At 61.4% G+C, this 16,738-nt stretch carries 18 protein-coding genes and 1 pseudogene; 3 read left to right on the top strand and 16 right to left on the bottom strand.

Annotation, left to right across the window (positions count from 1 at the left end; genetic code table 11):
* Positions 1 to 250: 250 nt before the first annotated feature.
* The 15 genes and pseudogenes from QMX88_RS24810 to QMX88_RS24740 form a co-directional block, all read right to left on the bottom strand.
* Complete coding sequence (locus QMX88_RS24810) at positions 251 to 610, bottom strand: type III secretion protein HrpV (RefSeq protein ID WP_282372895.1); 360 nt, start codon at positions 608 to 610, stop codon at positions 251 to 253.
* Between the two features lie 2 nt (positions 611 to 612).
* Positions 613 to 816, bottom strand: coding sequence for an HrpT family type III secretion system protein (gene hrpT / locus QMX88_RS24805; protein WP_074891941.1), 204 nt, complete (start codon positions 814 to 816; stop codon positions 613 to 615).
* Positions 813 to 2,918 (bottom strand): type III secretion system outer membrane ring subunit SctC, encoded by a 2,106-nt coding sequence (gene sctC / locus QMX88_RS24800; RefSeq protein WP_282372893.1) that lies wholly within the window; start codon positions 2,916 to 2,918, stop codon positions 813 to 815. Before sctC ends, hrpT begins: the two co-directional genes overlap by 4 nt.
* Position 2,919: 1 nt before the next feature.
* Entirely contained in the window at positions 2,920 to 3,348 is a 429-nt protein-coding gene (locus QMX88_RS24795) for a type III secretion protein (protein ID WP_282372891.1), read from the bottom strand.
* The gene (locus QMX88_RS24790) at positions 3,335 to 3,559 is read right to left on the bottom strand and encodes a type III secretion protein (RefSeq protein ID WP_065989219.1); all 225 of its coding nucleotides are present in this window, start codon (positions 3,557 to 3,559) and stop codon (positions 3,335 to 3,337) included. Before QMX88_RS24790 ends, QMX88_RS24795 begins: the two co-directional genes overlap by 14 nt.
* Before the next feature lie 90 nt (positions 3,560 to 3,649).
* Positions 3,650 to 4,231, bottom strand: a complete 582-nt coding sequence (sctL, locus tag QMX88_RS24785) for a type III secretion system stator protein SctL (RefSeq protein WP_282372890.1) — start codon at positions 4,229 to 4,231, stop codon at positions 3,650 to 3,652.
* Positions 4,232 to 4,268: 37 nt separating this feature from the next.
* A complete protein-coding gene (locus tag QMX88_RS24780; protein ID WP_282372889.1) occupies positions 4,269 to 4,811 on the bottom strand; it encodes a type III secretion protein in 543 nt (180 codons plus the stop codon).
* On the bottom strand, positions 4,811 to 5,614 hold the full coding sequence (gene sctJ, locus QMX88_RS24775; RefSeq protein ID WP_192174805.1) for a type III secretion system inner membrane ring lipoprotein SctJ: 804 nt from the start codon (positions 5,612 to 5,614) through the stop codon (positions 4,811 to 4,813). The genes QMX88_RS24780 and sctJ overlap by 1 nt, the downstream gene beginning before the upstream one ends.
* Positions 5,615 to 5,623: 9 nt before the next feature.
* Positions 5,624 to 5,998 (bottom strand): type III secretion system inner rod subunit SctI, encoded by a 375-nt coding sequence (sctI, locus tag QMX88_RS24770; RefSeq protein WP_192134532.1) that lies wholly within the window; start codon positions 5,996 to 5,998, stop codon positions 5,624 to 5,626.
* A 41-nt stretch (positions 5,999 to 6,039) separates the two neighbouring features.
* Positions 6,040 to 7,083 carry a type III secretion protein HrpZ gene (locus QMX88_RS24765; protein WP_282372886.1) on the bottom strand — a complete coding sequence of 348 codons (1,044 nt, stop codon included), beginning with the start codon at positions 7,081 to 7,083 and terminating at the stop codon, positions 6,040 to 6,042.
* 53 nt (positions 7,084 to 7,136) lie between these two features.
* On the bottom strand, positions 7,137 to 7,466 hold the full coding sequence (locus tag QMX88_RS24760) for a hypothetical protein (RefSeq protein ID WP_108122843.1): 330 nt from the start codon (positions 7,464 to 7,466) through the stop codon (positions 7,137 to 7,139).
* Positions 7,467 to 7,636: 170 nt separating this feature from the next.
* Complete coding sequence (locus QMX88_RS24755; RefSeq protein WP_282372884.1) at positions 7,637 to 8,545, bottom strand: sigma 54-interacting transcriptional regulator; 909 nt, start codon at positions 8,543 to 8,545, stop codon at positions 7,637 to 7,639.
* Between the two features lie 215 nt (positions 8,546 to 8,760).
* Positions 8,761 to 9,702 carry a sigma 54-interacting transcriptional regulator gene (locus tag QMX88_RS24750; RefSeq protein ID WP_282372882.1) on the bottom strand — a complete coding sequence of 314 codons (942 nt, stop codon included), beginning with the start codon at positions 9,700 to 9,702 and terminating at the stop codon, positions 8,761 to 8,763.
* 1,176 nt (positions 9,703 to 10,878) lie between these two features.
* Positions 10,879 to 11,851 (bottom strand): annotated as a pseudogene (locus QMX88_RS24745) (transglycosylase SLT domain-containing protein); the annotation flags it as partial.
* Between the two features lie 112 nt (positions 11,852 to 11,963).
* A complete protein-coding gene (locus QMX88_RS24740) occupies positions 11,964 to 12,404 on the bottom strand; it encodes a LexA family protein (protein WP_122625290.1) in 441 nt (146 codons plus the stop codon).
* 98 nt (positions 12,405 to 12,502) lie between these two features.
* Between QMX88_RS24740 and QMX88_RS24735 the strand changes: the two genes are divergently transcribed.
* Entirely contained in the window at positions 12,503 to 13,231 is a 729-nt protein-coding gene (locus QMX88_RS24735) for an SOS response-associated peptidase family protein (protein WP_282372881.1), read from the top strand.
* Between the two features lie 45 nt (positions 13,232 to 13,276).
* On the opposite strand, the gene QMX88_RS24730 is transcribed toward QMX88_RS24735, so the two are convergent.
* Positions 13,277 to 15,499 carry a TonB-dependent siderophore receptor gene (locus QMX88_RS24730; protein WP_282372879.1) on the bottom strand — a complete coding sequence of 741 codons (2,223 nt, stop codon included), beginning with the start codon at positions 15,497 to 15,499 and terminating at the stop codon, positions 13,277 to 13,279.
* A gap of 329 nt (positions 15,500 to 15,828) precedes the next feature.
* Between QMX88_RS24730 and QMX88_RS24725 the strand changes: the two genes are divergently transcribed.
* Positions 15,829 to 16,188: a DUF4190 domain-containing protein gene (locus tag QMX88_RS24725; protein WP_192174812.1), complete on the top strand. Its 360-nt coding sequence runs from the start codon at positions 15,829 to 15,831 to the stop codon at positions 16,186 to 16,188.
* 16 nt (positions 16,189 to 16,204) lie between these two features.
* On the top strand, positions 16,205 to 16,654 hold the full coding sequence (locus QMX88_RS24720) for a DUF805 domain-containing protein (RefSeq protein WP_282372896.1): 450 nt from the start codon (positions 16,205 to 16,207) through the stop codon (positions 16,652 to 16,654).
* Positions 16,655 to 16,738 lie beyond the last annotated feature (84 nt).

Below are 16,738 nucleotides of genomic sequence, written 5' to 3'. Positions count from 1 at the left end.
ACGCAGACGACGCGGAGTGGGCCGAGCGGCATGGATGCCGCGAGAGCGCCGCTAGGACATGGATGTCCGTTCGGCGCGGGCCCACGGAGCGTCGTCGGAGTGAGGGAACCCTGAGGAACGAAGGGCCAAACCAGGAGCAGGCACCCTTGGTTACTTGGGGTGCTTTTCCAAGTAACTCGCCGAAGGCGAAATGTCTGCCGTTAGGCAGATGCTCTTGATCCAGATCTTGAAAGCGAGCCCCGCGAGCGCGCTATTGCAAAGCATCACTGAGATGCCCCAACCCCGCCAGCTCAAGCTCCTGCCGACGAATACTGTCCAGACTCACCGCCGCCCCCAGCGCATCGGGCACCGCGTGCCAGACCACAAAATCCCGCTGCACATCCAGAAACAGAAAGAAATCGTTAAACAACTCCGCCTGCGAAAACCGCCGCTCCAACGCATCGCGCAACTGCTCCGGGCGCAAGGCCCGGCCCTCGATATGCAGCGCGATGCCCCAGTCCCGATGCTCACGTCGACTGACAAACGCCACACCCGTCGCCACCGGCCAGATCGCTGCACGCTCGGCGGCGACGTGGGCGTAAAACGCTGATTTTTCCGATACCCGAATCATGCTCAGTCCTTCAATGGCACCACAGTAAAATCCTGCTCATGGTCACGCTCATCAATCCCCTGACGCATGTCCGGCGGCCACCAGATCACCAGCTCCCGGTCATTGGAATCCGGCCGCTTGCACGAATAACCCGAACACCCATGGGTGGCACACCCCGCCAACGTGGCAGTGACCAGAAACAGCAAAAGCAAACCGCGCAGGTTCATCGTGTAGCCCCCTTGAGCAGCGAAGGTCGGTTCTGTTTGGCCTTGCTCGACACCTGCGGCTGACGCAGGGCGATGTAGATTTCACTCTCCGCCCCCGGCTGCAGCCACGCATGGGGCCAGGCGCTGACACCCATCACCCAGCGACCGCCGCAGCGGCTTTCGTCGATGCGCACCGGTTTGCTGGTGGTGTTGCGCGCCACGACCACCGCGATGCCCCAGTCCTTGCGGGTAAACCACTGGGAACGCTGGCGATCCATGCTCAGCCCGGCACCTGGATCACACAGGCTGTCGGCTTCAAACGGCAGGGTCTCGCCGCTGTTGAAGCCCACCGGGGTCACGCCGTCGAGCAACTGCGTGAAGGCGTTCTGCACGTCGCTGCGGGTCGGTTGTTCGCCACCGTCGCGGCGTTCCTTGATGCGTTTCATCTGGTCATCAACATCGTGGGGGTTGCCGTTCTGCACGTAACGCGCCGGGTTGATCTGATCGCCTATCAGCCTCGGCGTGAGGATGAACAGGCGCTCACGCTGGTTCAGCTCGCGACTGCGGGACTGGAACAGCAGTTTGCCGATGACGGGGATGTCGCCCAGCAGCGGGATTTTGTTGACCTTGTCGGTGGTTTCCAGCCCGTGGAATCCGCCGATGACCAGCGACCCGTGCTCAGCGATCACCGCCTGGGTGCTGACGTTGCCCTTGCGCACCGCCGGCTGGTCTTCGTTGATTTGCGAGGTGTCGATCTGGCCGTCTTCGATGTCGACGATCAATTGCACCTGGGATTTGCCGTTCTGGTCCAGGGAGCGCGGAATCACCTGCAAGCTGGTGCCCGCCGTAATGGGGACAATGTCCGCGACGCGCTCGGACGTGGCGGTGAGGTATTCGGTGCGGCTGAAGTCGATCACCGCCGGCTGGTTTTCCAGGGTCAGGATCGACGGATTGCCGATCACCGACGCCGCACCGTTGCCTTCGAGGGCATGCAGGTCGGCCGAAAACTTGCCGGCGTCCTGAATGAACAGCGTGGTGCTGGTGCCCTGCTCGAACAGGTTGGCGCCGCCGCTCACGCTGCCGCCCTTGAAATTCCAGCGGCTGGACAGCTGCGCCAGCTCGTTGCGGTCGATGTCGAGAATCACCGCGTCGATCTCGATCAGGTTGCGCGGCGTATCCAGTTCCTTGACCAGCTTCTCGTACATCGCCCGGCGCTTGGGCAGGTCGTAGATCAGCACCGAGTTGTTGCGCACGTCGGCGCTGACGCGGATTTTCGAGCGGCCCGCCGCTTCGCTGGACGACCCGCCGCGTTTGCCCTTGGAGCCCAGCACCCGATCCAGCCCCTGTTCGATGGCCCCGGTGTCAAAGCCCTGGCTTTGCATGCCGCCGTAGTTCAGGCCTGAGGACGTGGCGCCGCCGCCTGCAGATCCCCCTGCGCCGCCCTGCCCTTGCAGCAGGTTGACGCCGTTGATGGACTCGCCACGGGAGCGACTTTCCAGCAGCTCCTGGAGAATGCTGGCGACGCCGGCGACGGTGAGCTGTTGATCGCGATAGCGAATGGTGCGGTCGGCGGCGTTGGCGTACTTCAGCGGGAGGACCACGATGTCCTGCTTCTCGGCTTTTTCCGGCGCCTCGACCTTCTTGCTGTAACTGCGCACAAAGTCGACGTACTTGGCCGGGCCGCGCACCAGCACCACGCCTTCGTCGGGCAATGCGCCCCAGCCGAAGCGCTTGTCCAGCAGGCCGACATCGGACAGCGCCTGCTGCAGGTCATCAACCGCTTCCGGCGACACTTCGATGCGCGCCGAGGTCTGCTCGCTGGTCGGGCTGATGTACAGGGTTTCGTTGTAGACGAACCACTGGAAGTGATGCTCCTGACCCAGCCGGTCGAGGAATTCCTGGGGGTTCTGCGCACGAATGCGTCCGTCCAGCGTGCCCTGGATCGCCGGCATGTCCAGGCCGATGCCGAACTCCTTGGCGAAGTCCGCCAGCGCCGTCGCCAGTTCAGTCTGCCGCGCATCGTAGGCGTAGGCGGTGTGTTTCCAGGCGTCAGGCACCGCGGCCAGCGCCGGCGCACCAATGCCGATCATCAGCAAAGGCAACCACATTAAGGCCTTGCGCATTTCACACTCCCGGTTGCCAGGTTCTGAGGGTCGAGCGGGACGACGAGGCGGTCGCGCTGCGAATCGAGGTTTGCATGAGGCTGAGCATCGCGGCGCGCTGATTGGCCAGGCGCTCCAGACGTTCAAGCAGTTGCGTGGGGTTGCAGGGATCTGGAATCCAGCTCACCAACACCACGCAGCGGGTGTCGGGGTCGATGGCCAGCCCGCCCTCACAGGCACAGGCCACGCCGGCACCGCCCTGGGTGAGCACCGCGTCAAGGCGCTGCGGGTCGCTGCCGTCGTAGGGATCGAGCACATCGAGGCTCAGGCGAATGCCGTTGCCCGACACCGCCAGTCGCGCGTTGGCGTCATCGATCCAGCAGTCCAGCGGCGCGAGTGGACGGCGCTCGCACCACTGGGCAAGGATCGCGCTGAATTCACTGAATTCCATCGATGATCGCTTTGGTGATGCCGTGTTTGGCGCGCAGCCCTTCGTTGAGAATCATGTTGGCGACGTTGGTCTGCTGCGAGGCATCGCTGAACGCCTGGAAATCTTCCATGGTGCCGCTTTCAGAGGCGGTTTCGGCGGCGTCCTGCATGTCGTCCTGGGCGCGGGAATAGGAGTGATCGAGGTGGTTTTGCAGGGATTTGAAACTGATCATGCCGGTGGCTCCAACTGAGGGATTCACCCCCTGAGTGGAACCTGCGGCCGCTCCGGTTCCATGAACCGTCACAACCGGGTCAAGAAAAACTCATGAAGGCGCCGAAGCCCCCACCAGCCCGCGGCGCAGGCTGTCCCAGTCGATGTCGAACGCACCATTGGCGTCGCTCAGGCGCAAGGTCTGCGGCGCCAGCGTCGGGTCACCTTTTAGCTGCCAGTGATCGGCAAAGCGACTGGCCGACAGCCACTCACCGAGGCTGTCGAGCATGTCGGGATGGGCGCTGAGCACGGCCCTGGTTTCAACGGTCTGGCCGGCGGCAAGATTCCTCATCAGCGCGCGACTGCGTTCAGCGAGTGTCGTCTGGTCGAGCAACTCGGCGAGGGCCTCATTGAGCAAGGCTTCAACAACCTCCATGGATTCCTGCGCCAGCGCCGATCGCTGCTGCTCCAGCTGCTGCAGAAAACCGTTGGCGCTGTCCCAGAACTGCGCCAGCGCCTGATCCTTTTCCTGCTGCGCCTGGGCGTGTGCATCGGCAAGAATCTGCTCGGCTTCAGCGCGGGCGTTGTCCAGCACTTCAGCGGCGAGCACGGTACCGGCCAGGTCTTCGCGACGCAGAATGTCGGTGACCAGCACAGCGGAGGAAGACAACACAAGACGACGCTTGGCGAGCATGTTCAGCTCCTGAAGGACAATGAGGTAACCGCGATCATCAAGGCGTCGTCACCCGCCATAACACCGAGTGCCACAGGGTGTGCAGCTTGTTTTCGGGCAGCTCGGCGCAGGGCGGCGGCAGTGCATCCGGCGCCCAGGACAGGCGCAGCCGCGACCAGCAAGGCTCACCCGCCCACGCCGCCAGCAACACCCGCGCATCCGTCACCGAGGCGTCCAGCCATAAACCGGGCCGCAACGCTTTGGCCACCGCGCGGCACCAGGGCTCATGCACGTGCCCGGCTTCGTCAGCGCTTGCCTGCCCGCCGTGGCCGAAACAGATTCGGCCCGCCAGGGACAGCGCCCGGTGCTGCTGCGCTTCATCCAGTCGCAGCCACTGCATCAGCGAATCAACAGGCGGCGGCGGTTGGCTCGGGACCACGCCAACGCTGTGCAGAAACACGTCGTGGCGAGTGCCGAGCAGTTCCGTACAGTCCTCGCGGGTGATGCCGCAATGGTCGGCGAACACGTCGATCCAGTCGGCGTGGGCCCATTCCCAGGGCGCGCACCACCAGCGAATCCAGTGCTCCTCGACGCTGAGCATTACGCCCGCACCGGCATGCTCGTCCGGGCACTGCGGCGCAGGCCGATGCGTTGCAACAGCGCATTGCGCCAGTCGCCGCGCAGGATCAACACGATCAAGGCAATCAGCAGCAGCGCGGCAAACGGCGCGAGCCACAGCATGCGATTCCAGAAGTCGAGGTTGGCGCTGTCGATCAGAAAGGGCCCGAAGTTCACCAGCCGTTCGGTGTCCTGAAATTCCGCCGCCGGCACGAACACGATGGCGAATTTCTTCGAATCCAGCGGCTCGCCGGACATGCCGGGGATGCTGCTGGCGACCATTTGCTGAATACGCCCGCGCACGCTGTCGGGGTCGAGGGCCGAGGTGTGTTTGATGAACACTGCCGCCGACGCAGGCTGCACCGGCTCGCCCGGCGCGATGCGTTCAGGCAGCACGACATGGACGCGGGCGACGATCACCCCGTCGATCTGCGACAGCGTCGCTTCCAGCTCCTGGGACAAGGCGTAGATGTACCGCGCGCGCTCTTCCAGCGGCGTGGAAATCACCCCTTCCTTCTTGAAGATTTCGCCCAGGCTGGTGCGCGATCGCCGTGGCAGGCCGGCGGCATCGAGGATCCGCACCGCGCGATTGATCTCGGCCGTTGGCACGCTGATGACCACGCCGGTCTTCTCGCTGCGCTTGCGCGCGTCGATGTGCTGGTCGGCGAGGCTGGCGATCACGTCGTTGGAATCCTGCTCGGACAGCCCGGTGAACAGGTCCGTGTCATCGCTGCATCCGCTGAGCAGCAGCATCAGGCAGATCAGTCCCGCAGTCAGGTAGTTCACGGTATGCCTCTACTGCAGGTTGGTCAGTTTATCGAGGGCCTGGGCGCTCTTGCTGACGACTTTGGTGGTCAGCGCCATCTGCAGTGAGTACTGCGACAGCGACCGGCTCATCTGGGAAATTTCCAGCGGGTCGTCAGTGGTGGACGCCCGTTTCATCTTGCGCGCGGCTTGCTGCGACAGCTTGTCGGTGGCGCCAAGACGGTCCGACAGGGCGCTGGCGATCTGCTCGGACAGATGACTCTGCTGCATCGACAGCTCGGGGCGCATGGCGGCGTTGAAGAGATCGACGTCCGCCTGCGAAGGCCCGCTGACCAATCCCTGATCCAGGCGCGGCTCAAGATCGGTGGACGGCGATTTGAGTTGGTTGACATTGGAAAGGGTCACGGGCGTTCTCCGGCAGACGGTGTCGATGCGTACGGTTGGCTTCAGGAAAGGCTGTTGCTGTTGTTGCCGCCACCCACCAGGGCCGAGACAAGGGCAGTGGCGGCCTGGGCCAGCATGTTTTGCTGATCCTGCTGGGCGAACGGATTGGTTTGCCCGCCTGCGCCGTTGACGCCGGCACCGTTCTGTTCAGCTTCGAGGCCTTTCTTGATCAGGCCGCTGAGCAGTTGCCCCAGGTCCTGGGTCACGCTATTGGTGGCACCGCCGGACTGAGACGCATCGTTCATCGGCGTACCGAGGCCGCCGCCGACGCTGGCGTTGACGCCCTTCTGCAGCAGGTCACCCAGCAGTTGGCCGAGGTCTTGATTGACGCTGTTCGGGGTCTGCGCAGCGCCGCCCGATGGATCGGTGGGCGAAACGCTGCCGAGTGGCGACCCGCCGCCGGCATCACTGAGGCCGTTCTGTTCCTGACCGAGCTGGCTGCCCAGCGAGTCCAGTGCAGAACGAAAGGCAGCCGTTTCTTTGCCGTCGAGGAAATTGTCGCCCTCAGCCGTGAGTTCGTTCTTCCAGGAGCCCGAATCCGGCGCCGGAAACTTCTGCGGATCCTGGGCGGTGCGCTGGTCCATGAATTCGGCGATTTTTTCCAGCAGCGGCATGTCGCCCTTGGAGAAGGTCGTGCCTTGATCCGTTTTGGTCAGCAGGTCATCCAGCGAGGCCTTGGCCAGACCGTTGAGGGTCTGCGACATCAGGTCCGGCGCGCCGGCACCTGCCTGGCCTGCATCGGCGGCAGCACCAAAGTTTTCCCCCAGCTTGTCCTTGATCAGGTCACCCAGGGCAGCCTTGATCATGTCCGGATTGCCGCCAATCAACGACGCCAACGGGTTGTTCTTCTCCATTTGCTTGCCGACCATCTGGCCCAGCGGCGATTCCTTGTCCAGGTGCCCGCCTTTGGTCAGCGCCTGAGCGAGCTGATCGATCACGTCCTTGAGCGACTGCGGGGTCTTGTCGCCGCCCAGCGTTGGCTGGGACACCACGGTGCCGATGTGCAGGTTTTGCAGCGGATTGGTATTGGCATTGAGACTTAGCATGAAACCTCCATCCTCAGGTGGATGCCCCCTTTTTCAGGGGGCGCTCGGACCGATCAGTAGCTGATGCCTTTGGCGTTCTGCGCCTCGGCACTGATCGCCTTGTTAGCGCTGTCTTCCTTGCCGGAACGGATAGCGCTGAGGACATCGTTGGTCTGCTTGCGGATGTCGGCTTCGGTCTGCATGGCAATCAGGCGCGCCTGGCTGGCATCGGCCTTTTCGGTGGCGGCGTTTTGTGCGGCTTCGGCCTTGGAAGGAGCGGCAGATTCGGTGATCTGGTTTTCCTGCTTGACGTTGGTCACAGCGCTGGCTGCCTGCTGAGTCATTTGCCCGCCCGCGTTGATCGCGCTGTTGGCGAGGCCACCGACCATTGAGATTGGATTCATGTCGAACACTCCTGAGTCATCACCAGCGAAAGTGCTTGGTGCCAATGGGTGGCACCGACCTCGGGATCGGTTCCCCATGGGGCTCAATAAAATTCGGGATGTTCACGGAAGCTGCGGATATGGACGTGTGGACGAGCAGGTGTCGCCAGAAGCAGCGAGGTGACCGGAGGTCAGACGTCGAGTTCTTTCATGCGGTGGTAGAGCGTGCGACGGGGGATGTCGAGCTCCTGACTCACCGCTTCGACGCTGTTGTTGTGGCGCTTGAGCGCCGCCTGAATCAGTGCTTTTTCGATCACCCGCAACTGCGATTTGAGGCCCGATGACTCGCCCTCCTCGCCGGACTCGCCGCCCAGCAGCGGAAAGCCCATGACGTGACGCTTGGCCGCTGATTTCAGTTCGCGGATGTTGCCCGGCCAGTCATGGTTGAGCAGGACGTGACGCAGCACGCCGGTGGTCTCGGGCACCGGAATACCCGACTCTTGCGCCGCCGCCTCCGCGAAACGGGTGAACAGTGGAAGGATACGGGCGCGCTGCTCGCGCAGGGGCGCCAGCGTGACGGTCAGGACGTTCAGGCGGAAATACAGATCCCGGCGAAAACGACCCTGCTCGACCATTTCGTCGAGGGAGCGCTGAGCCGAGGCAATGACGCAGACGTCCAGAGCAATGGGTGTCGTCGAGCCAAGCCGTTCGACCGAGCGCGTTTCCAGCACACGCAGAAGTTTGGCTTGCAGGCTCAGGGGCATGCTGTCGATCTCGTCCAGGTACAAGGTGCCGCCCTGGGCCGCTTCGATGTAGCCGACCCGCGCCTTGTCCGCGCCGGTGTAGGCGCCACTGACCACGCCGAACAATTCGCTCTCGGCCAGGGATTCCGGAATGGCGGCGCAGTTCATCGCGACCAGCCGGCCCTTGCGTCCGGACAGCGTGTGGATCCGGCTGGCGACGGTGTCCTTGCCGGTGCCGGTTTCCCCTGACAGCAGCAGGTCGATCCCCAACTGACCGAGACTTCGGGCCACCACGCGCAGGTTCGGCACCTGATGGTCGTCCTCCAGTTGCTCATCGAATAACTCGTACACACTCATCCACGACCTCTGGTATTTCAGGGTTACGCGACATTGGCTGCGCGAGATTGGCTGCGAGGCGTCCATTGCGAAACAGCGCGCCTGGTGCGGCAGGTATATGTGGGACTCTGGGCAGGACTCGCTTTCGTGGGACCGGCGTTAGCCGGGAAGGCGTCAGGCGCTACACCACACGATTGATACGGAACACACTAGCCTCTTCCCGGCTGAAACCGGTCCTACGAAATCGCCGCTTCTTCCGCATCGTTCATGCCCAGCTCTTTCATCCGGTGATACAACGTGCGCCGGGGAATTTCGAGCTCCTGCACCACGGCTTCCAGGCTGTGCTTGTGGCGCTTGAGCGCGTCTTCGATGAGCATTCTTTCGATGACACGCAGCTGGGTCTTCAGGCCGGTTTCCAGATCGCGATCCGGAGGCGCATCGCCGCCCAGCAGCGGGAAGCCCAGCACGAAACGCTTGGCGGCAGACCTCAGTTCGCGAATGTTGCCGGGCCATGAATGGCTGAGCAGCAGTTGTACCAGGCGGTTGTCCAGCTCGGGGACCGGGCAGCCGAAATCGGCGGCGACTTCCTGGGTGAACTGGTCGAACAACGGCAGGATCTGTTCGCGACGCTTGCGCAAGGCTGGCATTTGAATGGTCAGCACATTGAGCCGAAAAAACAGGTCGCGACGAAAAAGCCCTTGTTCCACGAGTTCATCCAGAGGGCGCTGCGCCGACGCGATGACCCGAAGGTCCACCGGAATGAAGTCGGTCGAGCCCAATCGCTCGATGCCCCTGGTTTCCAGAATCCGCAGCAACTTGGCCTGCAGGCTCAGCGGCATGCTGTCGATCTCGTCAAGGTATAGCGTGCCGCCGCAGGCCGCTTCGATGTACCCCTCCCGGGACCGGCTGACACCGGTATAGGCACCATTCACAACACCGAACAACTGACTTTCCGCCAGGGATTCCGGAATGGCGGCGCAGTTCATACCGATGAAAGAACCTGTCCGACCGGACAAGTCATGAATACGTTTGGCCAGCGTGTCCTTGCCTGTTCCAGTCTCCCCGCAGAGCAGCAAATCCATACTCAGGTTGGCGGTATTCAATGCTATCTGCTGGATATCCAGCGCCACATTTTCAGGCTGACACGAACAGTCGCTTACATCGATTTCTTCTTTCATCGATACCTCTCGTAGTGGGAGCAAGCGATTTATTAATACCACGCATTTCAAAGGCAGCAATAATTAAATTTAGTTCCCCAGCGTCGTGAGACATACTTCACACCACCAACGTGATAGCACTTTGACTTTATTGACGGAGTTAACTAATTATCTGCAAAACATTCAAACGGCTATTTAAAATCTTCCGGTGCCCCCGACTGGACAATGAGTCATTGGGGCGTCCAAGGGCACGGCCGGCCTGGCGCCTGCATCACAATAGCTTAACAATCATCGGGTTATGCTCTGCCATGGTGCATTTCATCCCGCCCTGCACGATCGATCCTCCCTCTGCGTAACCGTTAACCATCGAACGCTCTTATTAATGCCGCGTACGACTCGCGAACATTCATCAAGCCCGCCTCGCCGACGACTATTAACTAACCGCCCGTGCCTGACATTAATCAGAACTAAGTGCCTTATTGCACTTATGAACTGTCGACCCCGAGAACTTATGTAACGCACTACAGACTTTACAAGTTGTTTAACAACTTGCCTGTTGCTTGCTAGTTCTCAGGACCATTAGTTTAACTACGTTCGGAAATCCGACTGCTCCAACTCGGTTTTCCGAACACGCTTTACTGTACTCTCGCGTATAGGTCCAAACCCCTTGAATTTAGAGGGTCGGGCATGGCGGTCATTTTATTTTCGACTATTAAATGCAAAGCAGAGGTTTGCGCATCAGTGCTGATTCGATAATGGGATCCAACTATTCATTGCCGTTGAGTACGACTTGTCCGGCACCGCTCACCGGACCTGAGCACTCATCAACCTATGGCAGTGGATGTTTCTAATTGTGTCTTCGGAGGCGACTGGCCATGATGTATCGGCGTTTTTACAAAGCGTCTGAAAAGTTCGGTGAAATTTTTGTTAATTGGTTCTATGAATAAGTCTGACCCGGCTCATCCGGGCCTATCGGGATGTGAAAAGCACACGGCCGGATTGTGTCCGCGCCGACACACGACGAGCCCATTGCTGCCAAAAGTGGGCCCGAAGCGGACAAATTGGTGACTGGAGTGTCGCTTCAGGGACGCACAATCCCCGCTGACGCCGTGGCAGTGGTCACCGCCAGTGCCTCGTTACCGGGCATGACGTCGTCGATCATTTTGCCGAGGGTGGCAGAAAGCTGCTCGAACTGGTCGCGAGGCACGAGCACGCGGGAGGGCCCGTCGGCGGTTTTTTTGCGAAGAAACGCCGGATTGAGGTTCAACAACACCGAGCGATCAATGCCGGCACTGGCGGCGAGGCGCTCCAGATCCACCGGCCGCGCCAGCTCCAGCACCGTGAAATACGGCGCGTTGGCCACCGGGCTGAGCTTCACGCCATAGGTCTCGGGTTCGCGCACCAGCATCGACAACGCCAGCAGTCGCGGCACGTAATCCTGGGTTTCCTTTGGCAGGCTCAGGTGCCAGTAATCGGTAGGAAGGCCTCGGCGCTGATTCGCGTCGATGGCCCGGCTCACCGTGCCCTCCCCTGCGTTATAGGCCGCCATCGCCAACAGCCAGTCGCCGCCGAACTGGGTGTGCAGGCGCGTCAGGTAATCCATCGCCGCTTTGCTGGACGCCACGACGTCCCGCCGTCCGTCATACCAGGCGGTCTGGCGCAGGTTGAAATCGCGCCCGGTGGCCGCCATGAACTGCCACAGGCCGGCCGCGTCACGGATCGAATTGGCTTTGGGGTTGTAGGCACTCTCGATGATCGGCAACAAGGCCAGCTCGGCCGGCATCGCCCGCTGGTCGAGGGTTTCGACGATGAAATGCAAATATGGGCTGGCCCGCTGACTGGCATTGCGGATGAAGCCTGCGTTGCCCAGCAGCCAGTCGCGCTGCCGCACGATGCGTTCGTTGACGCCGTTGTCGTCGGCCAGGCGGAAATCCTGTCCCATCCGTTGCCAGATATCACTGCCGTCGTAGGGTTGCGTCGGTCGCGAATAAGCCACCGGCTCTTCGCTGCGATGGAGCCCTGCCACCAGGCGCGGCGTGCGTTCGGTGCTCGCCTCGGGCGGGCCGTAAGACTGGCAACCGGCACACAACATCGCAACAGTCAGTGAAGCGAGGCGCATCGGTCGAACGACACGCAATGCGCCCGAATACGGGCGGAAGGCAGGCGGCATCGGAGGTCATCCTGAGAGGTTTATGCTGTGTGGCACGGGCGCTTGAATGGTTCCAATACGCCCGTGCTGTCACCTCCCTCCTCCGCGCCTCCTTATATAGAAAGCCTCTGAATCACGAATGCATCACCTTGTCGTGATCGCGAACGCTGTATTTCACCACGCCCCAGATCAGCAACTCGTCGCCTTCCATGACATAGCGCGGCGGGTATTTGCTGTTCTCGGACTTGAGGATGACCTCGTTACCCCGCATGTGCAGGCGCTTGCAGACTGGCTCGGTATTCAAGGCGGCGATGACAATGTCGCCGTGCTCGGCATACAGGCTGCGGTCGACGATCACCAGATCGCCGCAATAGATGCCCGCGCCCTGCATGCTGTCGCCCTCTATTTTCACGAGATAGACATGGGGCGCGCGGATGTCGAACAGCTCGTCCAGCGAGATGTGCCGCTCGATGTGATCGGCCGCCGGCGAAGGAAAACCTGCGGGCACTTGAAAGGCATAAAGGGGAAACCGCTCGCCCGCCGCCGATAACCGGCCAAGGATGGTGACACTCATGGGACTGACCTTGTGTTTGTTAACTGTACGTATATACAGTTAACGTTCTCAGCCGCGTGCGGTCAATCTGATAAGCAGGAAAATTCGACGGGTGACACATGTGCGGACGCTACTCGATCTACGAGCCAATGGACCATTACCTCAAGACGCTTGCGCCAGAGCAGTTGGTGATCAACGGCTACGATCTCTGGCCCATTGAGCGCTACAACGTGGCGCCGACCACCCGCGTCGAGATCATCCGCCCGGTGTCCGACGGTCTGAGCGTCGACAAGGTGCGCTGGGGCTGGTCGCCCTACTGGGCCAAAGGCAAACGGCCCGACCCGATCAATGCGCGGGTCGAAACCGTGATGACCGGGAAGTTTTTCAAGGACCTGTGGCCGAGCGGTCGCGCCCTGGCCCCGGCCAACGGCTGGTTTGAATGGGTCAAAGACCCCAACGATGCGAAGCGCAAGCAGCCGTACTTCATCCATTTGAAAGACCAGGGACCGATGTACTTCGCCGCATTGGGCCAAGTCAGGCCCAGCCTTGAGCCAGACGAACGCGACGGCTTCGTCATCATCACCGCCGCCAGCGATGCCGGCATGCTCGACATCCACGACCGCCGCCCGCTGGTGCTGACGCCCGAGCTCGCCCGGGAATGGGTCGACCCGCAGACGCCGGCGTCACGGCTGGCGCAAATCGCCCAGGAAGGCTGCCGGCCGGTCAGCGATTTCCACTGGCATGCCGTGGGCAAGGAGGTCGGTAACGTGCGCAACGAAGGCGCGAAGCTGATCGAGCCCTTGGCCGGGCTCGATTTGCTGACGGAGGATCAGGACAAGGACGTCTGATCGCAGTGCGTTGCGATCAAACGATGTGCCGGGTGCGGCGAGTGATCAGAGCGTCCACTTCACCGAGAACATCAGGTTGCGCGGATCGCCGTATACGCCGGTACCCGAGTTTGTCGGGATGCCCTGCCAGTAGCGGGTATCGAACAGGTTATTGACGTTGACCCGGCCGTCCCAGTGCTCGTTCAGCCTGTAACCGGCCATCAGGCCGACGATGCCGTAAGCGTCCTGATCCGCCTGGCCGTCGCCGACGCGATTGAAGGTCTTGCTCTGGGCCAGCACGTCCGCGCCCACCCGCCATTTGTGCAGCTCACCCGGCAAGGTGTAGCTGGTCGCGGCTTTGAACAGGTGCTTCGGCTGCTCGGGGGCGAACAGTTTGCCTTCGTTGCTTTTGGTGCCGTCTTCGACAAACTGGCTCAGCACGTAGGTGTAGGACGCCGAGAACTGCCAGTCCGGCGTCAGCGCGCCGCTCAGCTCGGTGTCGATCCCGCGGCTGCGCACCTTGCCCGCTGCGCCGTAGCAGCTGGAAGCCGGGAAGCTCGGGCAATTGGTGGAATTCTGGTCCTGCAGCAGATAGGCGCGGTTTTCCTGCTCCATCTCAAACAGCGCCACCGATGCATTCAGCGCGCCGTCGAAGTATTCGCCCTTCAGGCCGATCTCGTAGTTCTTGCCGGTCATCGGCTTCAACACCGAGCGCGAGGAATCCATTTCGGTCTGCGGTTTGAAGATTTCGGTGTAGCTGGCGTAGGCCGAGTACGTGTCGTTCAGGTCATAAATGACGCCAGCATACGGCGTGACTTCGCGCACCACCTTGTAATCACCACTGCCGACGCGGTTGTCGAAGTCATACCAACTGACGCGGCTGCCAAGGATGACGTGCAGCGGGTCGATGGGGTTCAGGCGCGCCACGGCGTAAACGCCTTCTTCGGTGGCGGCGTTGCGGGTTTCGTACAGGCTGGTGTCGACGTCGGGTTTGGTCACTGAATGGGTTGGGTTGTAGAGATCAATCGGCGTGCCGTCGGTCCAGCCGCCCCACTGGTGAAACTTCTCCTGCCGATGGCTCACACCCACGACCAGTTCATGCTCGCGACCGAACATCTGAAACGGCCCGCTGAGGGACGCGTCCAGGTTGGTCTGGTCGTCGTCGTCGCGGTACTTGCCGTGGTACTGCTGAAAGCCCAGACCGTCGTAGTTGCCGACGTAGCTGGAGAACGTGTCCGCCTCGGCCCAGATCTTCTGCCCCGCCAGCTTGGCCGACCAGCCGTTGTCGAAGCGGTGCGTGACGTCGGTGAAGAACATGATGTTGTCTTTGTTCCAGTACGACCAGTCGTTGCTGAGGAACGTCGAGCGCTTGAGGTGCAGGTCTTCGCCGTTCGGACCGCTGGGCAGACCGCCCCAGTCCGAGGTGTTGTCATCACGCTGTTTGGACGCGCCGACTGTCCAGGTCGTCGAATCATTCAGGTCGGCTTCGAGGATGCCGTAAAAGGTCTGGCGCTGATTCTTGCGGATGTCGGAAAAGCTTTTGTCGTCTTCATACGCTGCGACCACACGGCCGCGAACAGTGCCGGAATCGTTGAGCTTGTTCGACGCATCGACTTCGGTGCGATAACGGTCCCAACTGCCGGCGCTGGTGGTCACGCTCACCTGCGGCACGGCGGTCGGGCGCTTGCGCACCAGGTTCAACGTCGCTGCCGGGCTGCCCGCGCCGGTCATCAAGCCCGTCGCACCGCGGACCACTTCGACGCGGTCGTACATGGCCAGATCCGCGCCGGAAATCACATCCTGGGTGTAGGCGCTGATGCTGCTCGGCAGCCCGTCGTACATGATGTTGTCGATCTTGAAGCCGCGCGCCAGAAACTCCTGACGGTCCGACGCCGTTCGGTGCAACGTCACGCCGGGCGCGTATTTCACCACGTCGTTCAGGTCGTTCATGCCCTGATCGTCCATGCGCTGGCGGGTGATCACACTCACCGACTGCGGCGTCTCGCGAATAGACAGCGGCAGCTTGGTCGCCGTGTTCATGGAACCCGTTGTGTATGAGCCCGAATTCTCCGTGGTCGCTTGCCCCGCGATGCCGTAATCGGCGTTGATGCTCAAGCCTTCCAGCGCGACCGCGCCCGGTGCCGGGTTGCCGCTGGCACTGCCCGGTTGAGCGGGCGACGTGACCGATGGCTGATCGGCTACATCCTGCTGCGCCGGCGCTGCGAGGGAATGGCTGGAGAAACCAAGGGCGACGAGTGCCGACAAGGCTGGCAGGGCGGGACGTAGCATCGGGTGCTTCCTGGAGAGGACGAAGGCGTGCTGATCTGCGGCACGGCACCCTGACGAGCGACGCTCCGCATGGCGAAAAGCTATGAGGGCGCCGATCGTAACAACTTTTTTATAGATTGGTAATGCAAAGCGTTATCAGCTGTTAAGGTTTCTGATTCGTCTTTCCAGGCATGGCATCGTTAAAGGACGCAAAGGCAGCCAGATGCTCTGCAATGACGGTCGTGCCGGGTTCGAGACAGGCCGGGAGGGATGCCTACAAAATCTTTTCTAAAGATTTCAGCCGTGCTGCCGACACGCACCTACAAGCCTTTCTACTATAGGGAAATGAGGTGGCGATGGTATTTTGTCGTGGCTGTGCAAAGGAGCTGCATGAAACGGCAGTCACTTGCCCACAATGTGGCGCGAGTCAAATCACCTCAGCAACGCTCCCAATCCCCCCTGCAAACGCTGGCTCCCCCTGGATGGCAATCCTTTCACTCGTGCTCAGTATCGTGTGCACGCTTGCACTCTTTGACGACAGTGAATGGGACACAGAGACGATTCAGGGCCTGGGCCTGTTCTCTGTCATCGCCCTGATTCTGGGGATCATCACTATCAACACCAAAAGACCGGGCTATGGCATGGCCATCGCCGGGACTGTGTTATCCGGTGTCTCGCTGCTTATTTTCGTTGGACTGTGTGTTAATTAATCAAAGGAAGATTCAAATGGCATTTTGTCGTGGTTGTGCAAAGGAAATCAGTGATGGTGCTGTCACGTGCCCGCAGTGCGGCGCGCCGCAGCTGGCGTACGCAGGCGGCGGCAATAGCGCTGCCGTTGTCGCCCAGCCAGGTTTTTTTCACTGGTATGTGGACGTTCTGAAGAAATACGCGGTGTTCATCGGGAGGGCGCGGCGCAAGGAGTACTGGATGTTTTTCCTGATCAACGTCCTGATCTCTATCGCGATTGCCGTTGTTGACGCCATCATCGGCACCAACTCCATGCTCTCGAATATTTACAGCCTTGCGTTATTGATACCCGGCCTCGCCGTTGGCGTGCGCCGACTGCACGACACTGATCGCAGCGGCTGGTGGCTGATTGTGCCTTTCGCCAACATCGTGTTCCTGGCTACAGAAGGTCAGAAAGGCGATAACCGCTTCGGGCCGGCTCCCCTGTAAGCTGATCGGAAGTGGGGGGGGGGGGGGGGGGGGGGGGGGGGGGGGGGGGGGGGGGTGGGGGGGCCGCTCGCCGACCCCCCCCAC

Source organism: Pseudomonas sp. PS02290, from assembly GCF_029960075.1.
In the GTDB taxonomy this organism is placed as follows: Bacteria; Pseudomonadota; Gammaproteobacteria; order Pseudomonadales; family Pseudomonadaceae; genus Aquipseudomonas.
Note: the sequence above shows the minus strand (reverse complement) of the source record. Positions and strands in the feature narration are given on the sequence as shown.